Origin of the sequence: Chryseobacterium sp. StRB126, from assembly GCF_000829375.1 — a bacterium.
In the GTDB taxonomy this organism is placed as follows: domain Bacteria; phylum Bacteroidota; class Bacteroidia; order Flavobacteriales; family Weeksellaceae; genus Chryseobacterium.
This window is the reverse complement of record NZ_AP014624.1, coordinates 3365858-3381416: the sequence shown is the minus strand read 5'-3', so window position 1 is coordinate 3381416 and position 15559 is coordinate 3365858. Positions and strand designations below refer to the sequence as shown.

At 36.2% G+C, this 15559-nt stretch carries 12 protein-coding genes; 4 read left to right on the top strand and 8 right to left on the bottom strand.

Annotated elements, in window-relative coordinates; all coding sequences use genetic code 11:
• Nucleotides 1-2: 2 nt before the first annotated feature.
• The gene (locus CHSO_RS15375; RefSeq protein WP_045497770.1) at nt 3-560 is read right to left on the bottom strand and encodes a tetratricopeptide repeat protein; all 558 of its coding nucleotides are present in this window, start codon (nt 558-560) and stop codon (nt 3-5) included.
• 184 nt (nt 561-744) lie between these two features.
• On the opposite strand from CHSO_RS15375, the gene pepE reads away from it, so the two are divergent.
• The 4 genes from pepE (at nt 745) to CHSO_RS15355 (ending at nt 4965) form a co-directional block, all read left to right on the top strand.
• The gene (gene pepE, locus CHSO_RS15370; RefSeq protein WP_045497767.1) at nt 745-1437 is read left to right on the top strand and encodes a dipeptidase PepE; all 693 of its coding nucleotides are present in this window, start codon (nt 745-747) and stop codon (nt 1435-1437) included.
• The gene (locus CHSO_RS15365; RefSeq protein ID WP_045497764.1) at nt 1437-2300 is read left to right on the top strand and encodes a hypothetical protein; all 864 of its coding nucleotides are present in this window, start codon (nt 1437-1439) and stop codon (nt 2298-2300) included. The genes pepE and CHSO_RS15365 overlap by 1 nt, the downstream gene beginning before the upstream one ends.
• A gap of 118 nt (nt 2301-2418) precedes the next feature.
• Nucleotides 2419-3792 (top strand): D-alanyl-D-alanine carboxypeptidase/D-alanyl-D-alanine-endopeptidase, encoded by a 1374-nt coding sequence (gene dacB / locus CHSO_RS15360; protein WP_045497762.1) that lies wholly within the window; start codon nt 2419-2421, stop codon nt 3790-3792.
• Nucleotides 3793-3795: 3 nt separating this feature from the next.
• Entirely contained in the window at nt 3796-4965 is a 1170-nt protein-coding gene (locus tag CHSO_RS15355) for a sensor histidine kinase (RefSeq protein WP_410493408.1), read from the top strand.
• 73 nt (nt 4966-5038) lie between these two features.
• Here CHSO_RS15355 and CHSO_RS15350 read toward each other — a convergent pair whose 3' ends face one another.
• The 7 genes from CHSO_RS15350 to CHSO_RS15320 all read right to left on the bottom strand — a co-directional run bounded on the left by CHSO_RS15350 (nt 5039) and on the right by CHSO_RS15320 (nt 15424).
• On the bottom strand, nt 5039-6895 hold the full coding sequence (locus tag CHSO_RS15350) for a PDZ domain-containing protein (RefSeq protein WP_045497758.1): 1857 nt from the start codon (nt 6893-6895) through the stop codon (nt 5039-5041).
• Between the two features lie 129 nt (nt 6896-7024).
• Nucleotides 7025-8656: a M1 family metallopeptidase gene (locus tag CHSO_RS15345; RefSeq protein ID WP_045497757.1), complete on the bottom strand. Its 1632-nt coding sequence runs from the start codon at nt 8654-8656 to the stop codon at nt 7025-7027.
• Nucleotides 8657-8798: 142 nt separating this feature from the next.
• Nucleotides 8799-11789 carry a reprolysin-like metallopeptidase gene (locus tag CHSO_RS15340; RefSeq protein ID WP_045497756.1) on the bottom strand — a complete coding sequence of 997 codons (2991 nt, stop codon included), beginning with the start codon at nt 11787-11789 and terminating at the stop codon, nt 8799-8801.
• A 276-nt stretch (nt 11790-12065) separates the two neighbouring features.
• Nucleotides 12066-12893 (bottom strand): twin-arginine translocase subunit TatC, encoded by an 828-nt coding sequence (gene tatC, locus CHSO_RS15335; RefSeq protein ID WP_045497755.1) that lies wholly within the window; start codon nt 12891-12893, stop codon nt 12066-12068.
• 209 nt (nt 12894-13102) lie between these two features.
• Nucleotides 13103-13789 carry a type 1 glutamine amidotransferase domain-containing protein gene (locus CHSO_RS15330; protein WP_045497754.1) on the bottom strand — a complete coding sequence of 229 codons (687 nt, stop codon included), beginning with the start codon at nt 13787-13789 and terminating at the stop codon, nt 13103-13105.
• Between the two features lie 98 nt (nt 13790-13887).
• Nucleotides 13888-14451, bottom strand: coding sequence for a Crp/Fnr family transcriptional regulator (locus CHSO_RS15325; protein WP_045497752.1), 564 nt, complete (start codon nt 14449-14451; stop codon nt 13888-13890).
• A gap of 13 nt (nt 14452-14464) precedes the next feature.
• Nucleotides 14465-15424, bottom strand: a complete 960-nt coding sequence (locus CHSO_RS15320) for an SIS domain-containing protein (RefSeq protein WP_045497750.1) — start codon at nt 15422-15424, stop codon at nt 14465-14467.
• Nucleotides 15425-15559: the final 135 nt, after the last annotated feature.

Genomic DNA, 15559 nt, shown 5'->3' with positions numbered 1-15559 from the left:
AGTTATGAATTTAAAGCTTTGCTCAGTTTTATAGCATCCTGATTGTTAGGGTCGTACTGCAGAGATTTTGCAATATGTTCCTTTGCTTTACTCGGGTCGCTTTGCTGTTCTGAGAAGGCAATATAAAAGTAGGCATAGGCCAGATTCTTTTTATTCTGCTCTACTTCTTCCGGTTTTACAGCAGCAATGTATTTTTCATAAGCAATCTTTGCATTGGCATCATCTTTAGCTGACTGATAAGCATAAGCTTGGCTATAATAAGATGGAGCCCAATCCGGTAGTAAAACAGATATTTTTTTCCAGGTTTCAACGGCATTCGTCCAGTCTGATGCTTCCTGGTAAGCATTGGCCAGTTTAGCTAAGGCTTCCGTATCTTTTGGATTGGCTTCAATTTGTTTTTTAAGACCTTCAATAGTCGGGTTTTGTTGAGCAGCAGCAGCTTGGGTTGCTGTACTGTTTGCACTGTCTGTTTGAGTGGTTTGTGCACTTACAAAACTTGCGCTTCCTACAAGAATTAAACCTGCAAATAGGTTTTTGATGTTAACTTTCGGCATTTTCATAATCTTATATTTTATAATTCGGTTTTTTAAAATTCAATAATAATTCCATAAAAGCTCAAATTTTAGAGGCTTTAAGTTTTTTTAGAAAATATTAACGGGATTTCTATTTTTTTTAGATTAATTTTTGATTCGTTAGTGTTTGAACCTATCTTTGTAAGTCTATTTTTATAATCAAAATAATCCTATGAATATCATATTAGCTTCTACTTCTACGCTTTTCGGCGGAGAATATTTGGAATATTTAAGAGCAGAATTAATCCAATTATATGCAGGAATTGAAGAAATTGTTTTTGTTCCTTTTGCAAGGCCAGGAGGTATTTCCCATGATGATTATACGGCAAAAGCCCGTTCATTTTTCGAAACCATCAATATAAAAGTAAAAGGGCTTCATGAATTTGAAGATAAAATAGAAGCTCTAAATCAGGCAAAAGGATTTTTTACCGGTGGTGGAAATACATTTTTATTGGTGAAAACATTACACGAAAAAGGTTTAATGTCTGTTTTAAAAGAAAATGTAACCAGCGGAAAACCATACCTTGGATGCAGTGCAGGAAGCAATATCGGAGGACAGAATATGAAAACAACGAATGATATGCCAATTGTTTATCCGCCAAGTTTCGACTGTATGGGATTGGTTCCGTTCAATCTTAACCCACATTATCTCGATCCCAACCCGGATTTAAAGCATAATGGAGAAACAAGAGAAACCCGTATCATGGAATTCCTTACCCAAAATGATCTTAAAGTAGTAGGTCTTAGAGAAGGTAACTGGATCAGAAGAATCAATGATACCATTACGGTAGAAGGAAGTGAACTAACAAGAATTTTTGAAAAAGGAAAAGAACCTTACGAAATAGAAGCTGGAAGTTCTTTATAATGAAACAGCAGGACATCAATAGTTTTATAGAACGCAATCTGAAGAATTTTTCAGTAAACAGTACCGGTTGGAATGATCTGATCGGGAAAATGCTCTCTGAATTGGTTGCTGCAGGATGGAATATGGAACATGATGTTTTTGGAAAAGAGAAATTCGGAGGACTACGATGCTATATTTATTCTGAAGATGAAGTATTGAATGCCAGGCTGAGAAAGATCACTCATAAATATGCCCGACTGTCTGGAAAGGTCTGTGAGATTTGTGGTAATGAAGGGAAGTTAAGAATCATTAATTCCTGGGAAACCACCTTATGCATTCATCATTTTATTGATCAGAAGCCCATCATGGAAATTGATGAAAAACAGAATATCGTTTATAAACAGAAATCTATTCTGAACTTGAAAGATATTGTAAAAGCGGAAGTAGAATTTGATTTGAAAACATTGAAACTTTACACTAAAAAGCAGATCAATACTGACGAATATTTCTCTTTTTCCAGGCAGGAACCGAATTATTATCTGCTTTTAAAGACTGTTCCTCTACATTTGTTTTCTGAAGATGTGCAGAACAGAGTTTCGGATTTGTTCCATAATCTGAAAGATTGTGAGGTGTGTGGACATAAAGCACTATATCATAAATCCTGTTTACGTTGTTATAATGAACCTTGGGGTGCCAGTAAATATCATGAGGAAGAGTATGAAGAAAAGCTCGAATATGTAAAAGAATGTCAAATGGATATGTTCATAGACGAGGATGGTTATGAGGATTATTTTAATTATGACCGTTCCTTTGAGAAAATTTCTGGCCATGAGATTCTTTTCACTCCCGATGATCTTGAGGAATATAAAAAGCTTTTATTTTAACTATATTTGAGTTAGAATTTTAAATAACAAAACCTGGATCACTGCTCTGAAAATGTACAATTGTTGTCGGCAGTGCTTCATGGCTATCAGCAAAGTTTAGCAAAAAAACAACAATGCAATGAAAAAAACACTTGCAGTTCTCACACTTTCTGTACAGATGGTTTCGGCCCAGAATATGGCTCAGAAATTAGACAAAGCAACCAAAGATCTTATGGATTCTTCAGGTGCAGTTGCTTCCAGTTTATCATTTTATGTGTCAGATGAAAGTGGGAATTTTATATACGAATATCAGGGAAGTAGGGGCCTTTCTACCGCTTCTACTCAAAAAATATTTACAGCAGCAGCTGCCTTAGAAACCTTAGGAAAAAATTATACTTATACTACCACTTCAAGTTATTCAGGAAGTATATCCGGCGGGAATCTTAACGGGAATCTCTTCATCAGCTCCAATGGGGATCCTACCTTGGGAAGCTGGCGATATGAGGCTTATAAACCTGAAAGTTTTAAAAAGAAACTGATAGAGGCCATTAAGAATTCCGGAATTACAAAAATTTCAGGAGATCTGGTGATTGATGATTCTTATTTTGACCATCAGACTATCCCGGGCGGATGGCCGTGGGATGATCTTGGAAATTATTACGGGGCAGGAGTTTGGGGAATCAACTGGAGAGAAAACCAATTTGATATCAACATCAGTGGAACAGATTTTAAAAGCTTTTCCTATCCACTGGAAAACGTAAAATGGCTGAATGATCTGAAAGCAGGTGGCAGTTCCGATCAAAGTTTAATCTTTACAGCTCCTCATTCCAATGTAGCGCTGATTAACGGGATGCTTCCGGGAGGAAAAACGGTAACAGTTTCAGGTTCTACACCTAATCCACCTGTACAATTGGCAACTGAAGTGAAGCAATGGTTGAAAGAATCCGGTATTGAACTTTCAGGAAAAGCGATTACCAATTCACAGATTGAGTTAGAAGGAAAACCTGCATTAGAAGCTCCTAAAAATAATATTATTCTTACCTATCAGTCTCCAACACTAGATAAAATAATCTATTGGTTTTTGAGAAAAAGTGTCAACCTGTATGGGGAAACGCTGATTAAGACTTTAGGAAAAGAGAAAAAAGGAAATCCAGGTTTTAAAAGTGGAGTAGCTTATTTAAAGGAATTCTGGAAATCAAAAGGAATCAACCCTAATATGATTAATTTTGCTGATGGAAGCGGACTTTCTCCGCAGAATTATGTAGCGGCAAAGGCCGAAGTGCAGGCTCTTTTATATGCAAAAAAACAATCCTGGTTTGAATCTTACTATGATGGGTTCCCGGTTCAGGACAATGGCATGAAAATGAAAAGCGGAACGATGCGGGATACCAAATCTTTTGCAGGCTATCATACTGCGAAAGATGGAAAGAAATATGTATTTTCAGTTATTATCAATAACTATCAGGGAAGTGGAAGTGCAGAGCTACAGAAAATTCTTACTATTTTAAAATAAATAATCTTGAGGAAATCCATATTAACCAGACTGAATAACTGGATCATTTTTGTTGTCATGACTACGCTGGTAATTGCCATTGTGGTATCTTCTACAACATTGATTAATTTCCTCAGAAAAGAGGAGATTAAAAGGATTAATCTGCTTTCCAAGGCCATCAGAATCCAGCAGGAAGTGAAAAGTCCCGATACGGATGTGCTGGATCTACTGCCTGAGATTCTGAACATTAATAATACTATTCCGTTCATTGTGACGGATAAATATAAAAATCCTATCCTTGAGCTTGGGTATTACCGCAATATTCCTGAAAGCACCATCAAGAGTCCGGAAAAGCTTCATAATCTGATTATGAATATGGAGAAAAACTACGATCCTATTGAAATTAAAGTTCCGGACGGAAATAATCAGTTTGTGTATTATGACAATTCCCGATTGCTTAATAATCTAAGGTATTCACCTTATATTTTAGGTTTGTTTATTCTATTGTATTTTGGATTTACTTTCTGGTTTTTTAAGACCATTAAAAAGACGGATGAAGGTTATCTTTGGGCAGGTTTGGCTAAAGAAACAGCGCATCAGATCGGAACGCCTTTGTCTTCTATGATTGGCTGGATGGAAATCATGAAGCTGGAAAATCCTGATTCCGAAGGAGTACATGAGATTGAAAAGGATATTGAAAGGTTAAGAACTATTTCCGAACGTTTCTCCAAAATAGGTTCTGTTCCTGAACTGAACGATATGAATTTCAACGCAACAATTCAGGAGAACTATGATTATTTAAAAACAAGAATTTCAAGAAAAGTTGATTTTACGCTTCATCTGCCTGCTTATAAGGTATTGGTTCCTCATAATAAAATCCTGATGAGCTGGGTTATTGAAAACTTGGTGAAAAATGCTGTAGATGCCATGAAAGGACAAGGTACCATTGTGATGTCCGTTTTTGAAAGAAATAAAAATATACTGATTGAAGTAAAAGACAATGGCAGCGGGATGACGAGTCAACAGGCCAGAAACGCTTTTAAACCTGGATATTCTACCAAAAAAAGAGGTTGGGGATTGGGATTGTCACTGGCTCAGAGAGTCATTCATGAATATCATAATGGAGATATTAAGATTTCCCAAACAGAGGTTGGAAAAGGAACTACATTCAGGATCACCATTAGAAAGGTGTAGAATGATTAAGAAGTTTCAATCATAGAACTTCTAAGAAAAAATAAAAGCGGGGAAAATATCCCCGCTTTTCTATTTATTTTTTACCTGTAAGCCACTGAGTCTGTAGTTTCAGCTCTTCCGGAGTTGGATTAGCTTTAAACTGAAGCGTTTCCATACTTAATTTATCCAGAATAGCTTTTCCTTTAAGCGTTATTTTCTCTTTCTTACCAGCATTGTCCCTTAGAACAGTTACTGTAACATCCTGTCCTTCTTTAATCGTTTTGGTATACCCGATAAGTTCCTGAATTTTTTGAATGTCAATAGTCTTACCATCCAAAGCAAGTATCTGATCGGTAATTTTAAATCCTATGCTCTTGGCAAATGGAGATAAGGCCGAGTTTTCATCAAAAGCGAGTGCTTTGTTCTTGTCATCATATCCTGTCTGATTCGGATCTTTAATAAACCAGAAAATAGGCGGAGTTTCCTGTTTGTGAACTTCCACACCTACCATCTTCAGATATTCGGTATAAGGAGTAGGCTGGCTTCCTGAAATGTATTTATTATAGAAATCTTTTACCTGAGGATAACCTGTTACTGTTACCAATTCATCAATCAGTTTATCATCCTTGAACGGTTTGTTTTCTCCGAATCTTTGGGATAATTTTCTGATCATATCACGGTATCCCATTTCTCCGTTGGAAAGTTTTCTCAACTCAATATCCATACACATGGCCAGAAGGGCTCCTTTTTCATATACATTTCTGTATTGATCCTTGTATTGATCTTGTAATACATTCTTACTCATTACCGTAAACGGCATGGTGTCATTGTAATTCTTGGAGTTGGTGATTTTTTCTCCAATTCTTTTAAGAAATTCGTCTTTGTTGATAAGACCTTCCTGAATCTGGAATAAATTAGCAAAATATTCAGTTCCGCCTTCGTACATCCATAGATGCTGAGACATTTTCGGATCTGCATAATTAAAGTAATGGATCTCCTCAGAATGCGTTTTCAAAGGATTAACTGTGTGGAAAAATTCATGAGAAACCACATCTGTAATGGTTTGGTCAATAGCATCCTTAGGCATAGCTTCAGGAAGAACTACACTTGTAGATTCATGATGTTCTAATGCTCCAAAACCTTTTACCATAGGACCTTCACCACCAGACAGATAAAGCATAATGGCATATTTCTTATTGGTATTCATATCTCCAAGAAATTTCTTTTGAGCCACTACCATTTTTTCAAGATTGTCCTTGAAATCCGCAGCTTTGTATTTTCCGGTTGGAGAATAAACTCCCAACACAAGATCCATTCCTCCTGCATTGAAGGTAATATAATCCGGTTTAGTATACATAAGCGGAGAATCAGTCACCTTTGCATAATTGGCAAGGGTATAAGTATCTGTGGATTCAGATTTGTCCTGGTCTACCAATGCTGTGGTACCATAAAAATCAGTTGGTTTCTGAATAACAAGCTGATAAGGAACGTCCTGCATATTTTCAATATATCCGATAAAACCGTGGGTATTGATCATATAGACTTTTCCTGCTTCAATATCAGTTCCTGAAGGGGAAAATACAGCTTTATGTTTTGAAGTGTCCATTTCTTCATCAAAACTGTCATTTACAAGATAAGAGATCTTGCTCAGGTTTTGAGCGTTTTTTAATGAATAACTATTATCATTAACTTTTGTGAAGGTCAATTCCTTTCCTTTGTTATCATAAAACTTAATACCCTCTACGAATCTTCCATAATCATCTACAGAGTAAGTTCCCGGAACCGTTTTTGGAAAATGGAATTTGATATCTCCCGATTTCATTTTCGGAAACTCCATCGTAACGGCTACTTTATCATCTTTTACATTAACGAGGTCAATAGTGGTTTTTATAGATTGGGCATTCGCTAAAAAAGCGGCGAAAAGGCCTAAGCTAAGTGCTGTTTTTCTCATTAGGTTTAAATTTATAATTAAATAGTTGCTTGTTTTTCCATTTTGTTACGGATTAAGTATTAAACTTTTCTTAAAATTTTATTAAAAACAAAAAAAGCAAACCTGCTGATCTGCAAATTTGCTTTTTTCTTACTGTACGCTTACATAATTAATGTAGTAATTTTTGTTCAGTTCAACAGGAGTGCTTTTCTTAAGTTTTACTGTCTGCCATTCTTCAGTTGGGTTTATGGTCTGATCTCCATTGATGATAATCGGAAGTTTCAAATTCTTCACAACATTCGTGTATCTGAATTTTAAGGTGTCTCCATTTTGAATATATTCAAGAGTAGGGATCTTAATGGTTCTCAGATATTGGTCAAAAACAGTGGAGAAATCAATCCCTGATTTTGATGAAATATAATCTTCAATCTGTTTGGTAGTAACCGTCTGATGATAGAAATCCTTACCTAATCCTCTTAAAATCTGTCTGAATTTTTCATCATTATTAATGACCTGTCTTATCGTATGAATCATATTGGCGCCTTTTGGATACATATCTCCGCTACCTTCATTTCTTACGCCATACTTTCCAATAATAGGAACATCATTATCAATTTTTCCTCTAAGGCCTATCATATAGAGGTCTGCAGACTTTTTATCCAGATAATTTTCTGTAAAAAGAACTTCTGAGTACATAGTGAAACTCTCATGGATCCACATATCTGCTTCATCCTTTGCGGTGATATTGTTGGCAAACCATTCGTGACCACTTTCATGAATAATGATATAATCCCACTTCAAGCCAATTCCTGTTCCTGAAAGGTCTTTTCCACGGTAACCATTTTGATAACCATTTCCATAAGCAATATTACTCTGATGTTCCATTCCGAGATAAGGAGAATCTACCAGTTTGTAGGAATCTTCATAGAAAGGATAAGGGCCAAACCAATGTTCAAATGCGGAAAGCATTGGCTTCACCTGCTCAAACTGCTTCTTTGCTTTGTCGAGATTATAGTCAAGAACCCAGTAATCCAGATCCAGTTTACCTTTTTCCCCGTCATAAGTATCTTTAAAATTTACATATTTACCAATGTTTGGGATAATAGAGTAATCATTAATCGGGTTTTTCACTTCCCAGGTATAGGTAGTCTTGTTTCCGTTAGTTTTTTTATCAATTAATCTTCCGTTTCCAACGCCTACAAGATCATTAGGAGTAATAATTTTCATGATGATTCCGTTGTCCGGTTCATCACTCCAGATATCTTTAGTCGGAAGCCATATAGAAGACCCTATTCCCTGAACAGCAGGGCTCATCCATGGGTTTCCGTTTTTATCTTGGGTGAAAACCCATCCACCATCCCAGGGAGCATTCTTGGCAATATGGGGATTCCCGGAATAGTCAACATCAATCGTATATTTTTCGCCTTTTTTGAATTTTTTCTTCGTAGTGATAAAGATAAAATCTCCATCCTGTTTAGAGTTGGCAATAGGGAAGCTTGCTGTAATTTTTCCAGCTTTCATAGGTTGCTGAAGGTCAATCTGAAATACAGGATTGGTGATGTCCTTGATGATTTCAAGGCTTATTTTATTTGTACCCTTAATGCTTTTCTGTTCGAAATCAGGCTCTACGGAAAAATTATATTTTTTAACATCCCAAAAATCTCTGAATGGAGTATTGGAACCTTTCAATGTATCTTGTTTAGTATACACTTTATTTTTTTCAAAGAGTTGCCCAAAAGCAAGTCCCGAAACCAATAAAAGTGTGTATGACAGCTTTTTCATGTAAAATTAAATTAATAATCTTTTCAAAAGTATAAAATTAAATTAACAGCCGGATAAAGATAATATGAAAATGCCGACTAATTTCGCCTAAATGTATAAAAAAGCCCGGCTAATGCCGGGCTGTAATATAAAGAAGGGATTTTTATTTTTTAATGAATTTCAGATTTGAAGTAGTTCCCTTATCTTCAATTGAAATAATATAAGCTCCCGTGCTCAGTCTTGAAACAGAGATCTTGTTATCTGAGATCTGACCGCTCATTACTTTCTGTCCTGCCATATTGGTGATGGAGAATTGTGCCTTAGAAGAAACCTGAGTTACATTCAATACATCACTTACCGGGTTAGGGAAGATCTGGATAGAAGCCTTGTCTTTTACTACATCATTTGTAGAAAGCTGTGCCTGAATACTTACAGGATAATCTTCAAACTCTCCATATTGAAGATTGCTGCAACCGCTGCTTGGAGCCTGAGAATAAGAATATCCAACTCTCATGATTACATTTCCTCCTGTATAAGCATCTGCAGGTACTGAGAAACTTCCAGATACTGGCGTAATAATATTAGCGTCGTTACTTGAATAGATCACTTCAGAAGTAGAGAATACTCCATCTCTATTGAAGTCTATCCACGCAGTTACTCCACCATAATAATGATCTGCTGTAAGCCAATCCTTACTTACGCTGATTGAGTTGCCTGAAGTTCCTACTTTAAGAGTAATCAATTTCGTAAGATCTGTTGTATAATCAGTATAAGAAGAACCTGTACTCGTATTTGAAACAGGATTCATTCCTGTTGGAGTTACTGTAACATTGGAGATGTATCCACCGATATTTGTAGCTGCACCACTGTTTCCAAGTACTGTACATTTTGCAAACGCAGATGTAGTAAAGTTTGTAGATGTTGAGAAATCACCAGTTACCACACCACATTTATTAGCTACTTGTACTTCATATTGAGTAGCCGTATTCAGGCCAGATACGTTATAGGCATTTGTAGATACAGGAACTGTAGTCCATGTAGCCGTTCCTGTCTGTCTATATCTTACAAAATAATTACCATCTTGCAAAGCAGGCCAGTTTACGCTGGCAGAATTTCTTGTAATTCCTGTTACAGTAATTCCTGTGGGAGCAATTGTTGTACAAGCAGCTGAAGCATCAGTAATTGTAGCGCTGCCAATAGCATAAAATATATTATCAATAGCACTTACTCTGATCTTTACAGTAGATCCGGTTGCCAATGAATTAAATGCATAAGGTTCCGCTCCGTCATTTGGGGTAGAAGGAGTAATAACTGTCCATGTAGCACCATTATCAGTAGTGTAATCTATTTTAACATTCTGTACGTTATACGGGGCATTATTTGTGTTGACTACATCCCAAGTGATGGCTGCCGGAGTATTTTTGTAAACCGTAGTTGAAGTTATTTTAAAAGGTCCTTCGGTTCCTACATCCACTTTCATCAGACTGCTTTGTGTCTGTTGCTGATCAAAATTCGGATTATTATCTCTTGCTGTAACCTTGAAGTTTAATGTTCTTGGTACGTTGGATACAGTTTCCCATGATGTGCCACTTGGAGTTGCATTAAGAACATTTGATAATGAAGGAAAGTAACGTACTGGATTGGTTGTTGGCATTATCGATCTGAAATTAGCACCATTATTTCGGTTAGCACTTACAAATCCAAAAGCAGTAGCAGTAAGATCATACTGTTCCCATGTATAGGTTATTGGATCGTTTTGTGCATCTGTTGCAGAAGCAGTTAAGATAAATGGTGTTCCTTTTGGAATTATTCTGCTAGCCATCGGCTGTACTACAGGGGGGGTGTTATTAACAGGTGTAATCGTACCACAAGTCACAAAATTAGTGTAATCAGCTACTTCCTCAATATTCTTAATGTGGAAATAGGCATCAGAATTCATTTGAACATTATAGTTGGTAATACCTGCATATCCCATAATTGTAGAACCTGAACCCGGTTCCATATGAGCTCCGTGAAGAGCAATAGACATGGTATGAGCAGCCCCAAACTGATGTCCTATTTCATGGGCTACAAAGTCAATATCATAGGTGTCTCCAAAAGGTTGATCAACGATGTTAGGAGAGGTAATTCCTGCTCCTTTTGAAGTAGCATCATTATTGTCTTCCGGGTCTCTACATACGTTACCTACATCACCGGCACTACCACCACCACCTCTGTGGCCAAAGAAGTGTCCTATGTCATAAGCATCATTTCCAATACCCGCTGTATTGCTCAAGGTTTGTTGAACTTGTAGATTCCATGCTCCGGGAGCACTATATGATATTGCGCCGGTAGTTGGGTTTGTATTTACTATAACATCAGAATAAGGATCTGTAGCAGGATTTGTAAATATAACCTGAGGAAAATCCTGAACAATCATGTGGATACCAAAATCCTTCTCAAATACTCCATTTACTCTGTGCATCGTAGCATTAATACGGGCTGCTGCCTGAGGAACACCTCCTGCAAGTTGAGTATATTCACCGTTTACAGAGATTGCAATTCTGTAGGTTCTGTATTTCTGATCGTTATTTTTATTAGGGTTTTTAAAGCCGTTCAAAACATTTTTTGTACTTGTCAGCTTATTCATTTGCTTTTTTAAGGCTTCAGGTTCAGAAACCTTACATTCAAAAGGATCCTCACTTGATCTATCAGACTTATAGAATACCCCATAGATATCCTTTTCTTTATTCATTGGCTCTATGAATTCATATTTTCCTGTGTTCGCATCAAATAACATTGATTGGAAATCATTAGGAGCGGTAGTAAATCTGATCTGCTTATTAGGATTATCTATTCCTACTCCGGAATAGGCCCCTAATTCATATCTCTCTGCCATAGACTTTGCAACCGTTGGAGAGCTGTACACGGAAAATTTTTCCATTTTTCCATTAGCGGTAGGCAAGGAAACAACTATTGGAGCACCACCAGTTCCTGCTTCCGGAGCATTTTTTAAAGCATCTCTTAGGGAAGCAAGATCAAATTTATAAGCATATTCGATTCTGACTTCTTTCCTTATAGGGGTTACCTTTTCAGACACTGGTATCCAACGCTGTGCCTGTAAACCTGTTAAGCTTAAAGCAAGAGCGCAAACAAGAATAATTTTCTTTTTCATATAACTTTTTAATAAATTTAATTAATGCGTGTAAAAATAATAAATGTTTTTGTTTATTTTTAATTTTATTGAATATAAATTTGATTTTTTTCGATTTAATTAGATATCTGCTTATTTGGGGTGGAGTGTTGTGGAAGTTGACTTTATATATTATGTGGATATTTATTGAATTTATATGAATAAAGATATAATGAAAAAACAAATGCCGATCTTCCAGTAGGAGATCGGCATTTGTTTAAATTTTATGATAGAAGAACTTATTGTTCTTTTATGAGCTTATTTTTGTACGGCAGGAAGATTTCCATTGCTTTTCTGTACCCTTTTATACGTAAAGGTGCACATCATAATACTGAATTCATATAAGATCAATAAGGGGAAAGCTGCCATCAGCATACTTAATACATCTGCAGGTGTAATAATTGCTGCAACCACCATGATTAATACAATAGCATGACGACGATAGGTCTTCATAAATACAGGAGTAAGAATTCCGATACTGGTAAGGAAATAGATCAGAATAGGAAATAGGAAAATAACCCCCATCCCTAAAACTACCTGTAAAAACAAAGTAGTATAATCACTCAGGTCATAAAGAGGAACAATGATATCTGAAATTTTAAAGATTACTCCAAAATTAACCGCAAAAGGAAGAATTAAAAAATATCCGCATAAAACTCCGGTCATAAAAAGCATCCATACCGAATTAATGATATAGATAGAATTCTTTTTCTCTCTTGGATGTAAAGCCGGACTAATGAAACGCCATAATTCCCATACAATGTAAGGAAAAGCAGCCACCATTCCACCAAAAACGGAAACGGCCATCATCACATTGAACTGCTGATATAATCTTTGTACACGTACCGGGAAATCCTTCGGAAGATGAATGCTGTCTTCTCCCAAAAGCAACCTTGAAAAATGATTAACAATTTTGAAGGTGGGGAAATCATTTCTGGTAGGTCCAAAAAAGATATGGTCCATAATCCAGTTGATATTGAAACCAACCGCAAAGGCTGCAATGATGATAGCAATAATTGAACGGACCAAATGTCCTCTTAATTCTCCAATATGCCCCAGAAAGGACATGTCTTTGTTATTGTCCATATAATAGAATCTGTCAAAATGCCACCCTGAAAAGGGAAGCAGTTTAAGTCTGCGAAATTATGAAATAATAATCAGTATTTAGAATTTATTAGTCATGAATTTGTTCAGGTTAATATTACAGATTGTAGACTTATTTATAAAAGGTACTATCGAATACAAAAACAGACAGTTCAAAAAGGCTGTCTGTTACAATTATATCCGGGATCATTCTATTTTTTCAGAATCTCCAATACCTTTTCTGCTACGGCAGCTCCGGATTGAGGATTTTGTCCTGTTACCAGATTTCTATCTGCCACTGCAAAAGGAACAAAATCCTGCTCAGCTTTTACATATTGAGCTCCTCTGCTTTTTAATACATCTTCTGTAAGGTAAGGCATGTGATCTGCCAATTCTGCAGCAATTTCTTCTGAATTTGAAAAACCGGTTACTGTTTTTCCCTGAATCAACAGTTCTCCGTTGGAAAGTTTGATATTAAAAAGTCCTACGGCTCCATGACATACAGATGATACAATCCCCCCATCTTCATAAATACTGCGGGCTATTTCCTGTAACTCTATATTATCAGGGAAATCCCAAACTACACCATGTCCACCTGTATAGTAAATGATACTATAATCTTTAGGATTGATGTCACGCGGTGCAAAAGTATCCCCTAATTTATTTCTGAATGTTTCATCAGCATAATATTTCCAGTCTACAGGCTGTACAAACATTTGCAGAGAAATAGGATCAAGTGGAGTATAGCCTCCCTTCGGGCTTACAAAATCTATTTCATAACCCTGCTCTTCCAGTTTTTCATAGAAATGAACTGCCTCGCCCAGCCATAGACCTGTTGCTCTTTCCATATCAGGATATTTTTCCACACTTGTCACTACGATTAATGCTTTCTTTTTCATTGGTATTATTGTTAAAAATTATAATACAAAGGTGGGATTTTTGAGAGAGCTATTATAAGGATATACCTCAAAAAAAAGATGTGACACAAGTCACATCTTTATAAATATAATCGGCTTAATGTTTCTCTTGAAACTCCCAGGTAGCTTGCAATAAGCTGTTTCGGAATATGATCTATAAAACCGGGATACTGTTTAATAAAATCTTCATAACGCTCCTTAGCAGACTTGCTCATTAATGAAAGAATCCTCTGCTGCAGTGCTACATACCCGAAATTAGATTTTACTCTGAAAAAGTGCTCTATTGCAGGAACTTTTAAACAGAGCGTATTTAAATCTTCATAAGAGATGGCATATACTTCAGAATCTTCAATGCAATCAACTGCCAGCGATGAGGGTTCCTGCTTGAAGAATCCTGCAAAATCTGAAATCCACCAGTGAGAAGATGCAAACTGAAGAATATGCTCCTTTCCAGAATTATCTATGAAGCTGCTTTTAAGAATACCTTTTTCTATCAAAAAAATTTCGTGTACAGGCTGATGTTCTTGTATCAGAAACTGTCTTTTCCTGAATTTCTTTTTTACAAAAAAGCTTTTGATGATTTCAAATTCATCATCGGTGGGATTGATGATGGCCTGAATATGTTCTTTTAGAAAATGGCTCATCTTATACTAAGGATTAATTAATACCCTCATCCAATAATGTGTGAAGATCAATGATTCCGAAATATTTTCCGTTTTCAGTAACTACCAGCTGACCAATATTATTGCCTTTTAATATTTTCATCGCCTCTTTGGCAAGTGAATTCTTTTCAATAGTCCTTGGATTTGCAGACATAATATCTTTGGCTAGAATCTTAGTGATATCTTCTCCCTTCATCAACATTCTTCTCAAATCCCCATCGGTAATAACTCCAATGATCTGATCTTCATTGGTAACAACGGTAATTCCGTGGCTTGATGCACTGATGGAAATAATAACATCCCTAATTGGAGCATCTTCTGAAACCTGAGGTTTTTGTGAAGAAAGGAACTGTTCAACTCTGGAGGTTAAATTTTTACCCAGGCTTCCTCCCGGATGAAACTTGGCAAAATCGTTGGCCTTGAATTCATTCAGTTCCATTAAAGCTACAGCAAGAGCATCTCCCAATGCCATTTGGATAGTTGTAGAACTTGTAGGTGCCAGTTTGTTAGGACAAGCTTCTACATCAACATGAGTATCCAGAATAATTTCTGAAAATTCAGCCAATTTACTGCTTTTGTTCCCCGTCATTCCAATTAATGCAGAAGAATAATCCTTTAAATAGGGAACAAGGTTGGCTATTTCAGGAGAATTTCCGGAATTGGAGATACAAAGCACCACATCCTGTTTCTGGATCACGCCCAGATCACCGTGAATAGCTTCCGAGGCATGCAAAAATTGAGAGGGCGTTCCCGTAGAATTTAGTGTAGCAACAATTTTATTACCTACATGTGCAGATTTCCCAATTCCTACTACAATTAATTTCCCTTTTGCAGAGTGAATAATTTCTACTGCCTGGGCAAACTGGTCATCAATTCTGTTTTTTAATTTTTCTAATTCTGAAATTTCAATTTCTAAAGTGCTTTTAGCAATTGATATAATGTTGGTTCTATCCATTTTATGACAATAAGGTATACAAAAAAGTTTTCAAAAAACGTTATATTTTAAAAACAATATTTAATATAAATTTTATTTTTTATAAATTCGTTCGCTTTTATTTTAAGCAGAATTTTTATAACTTTGGGTTAGATG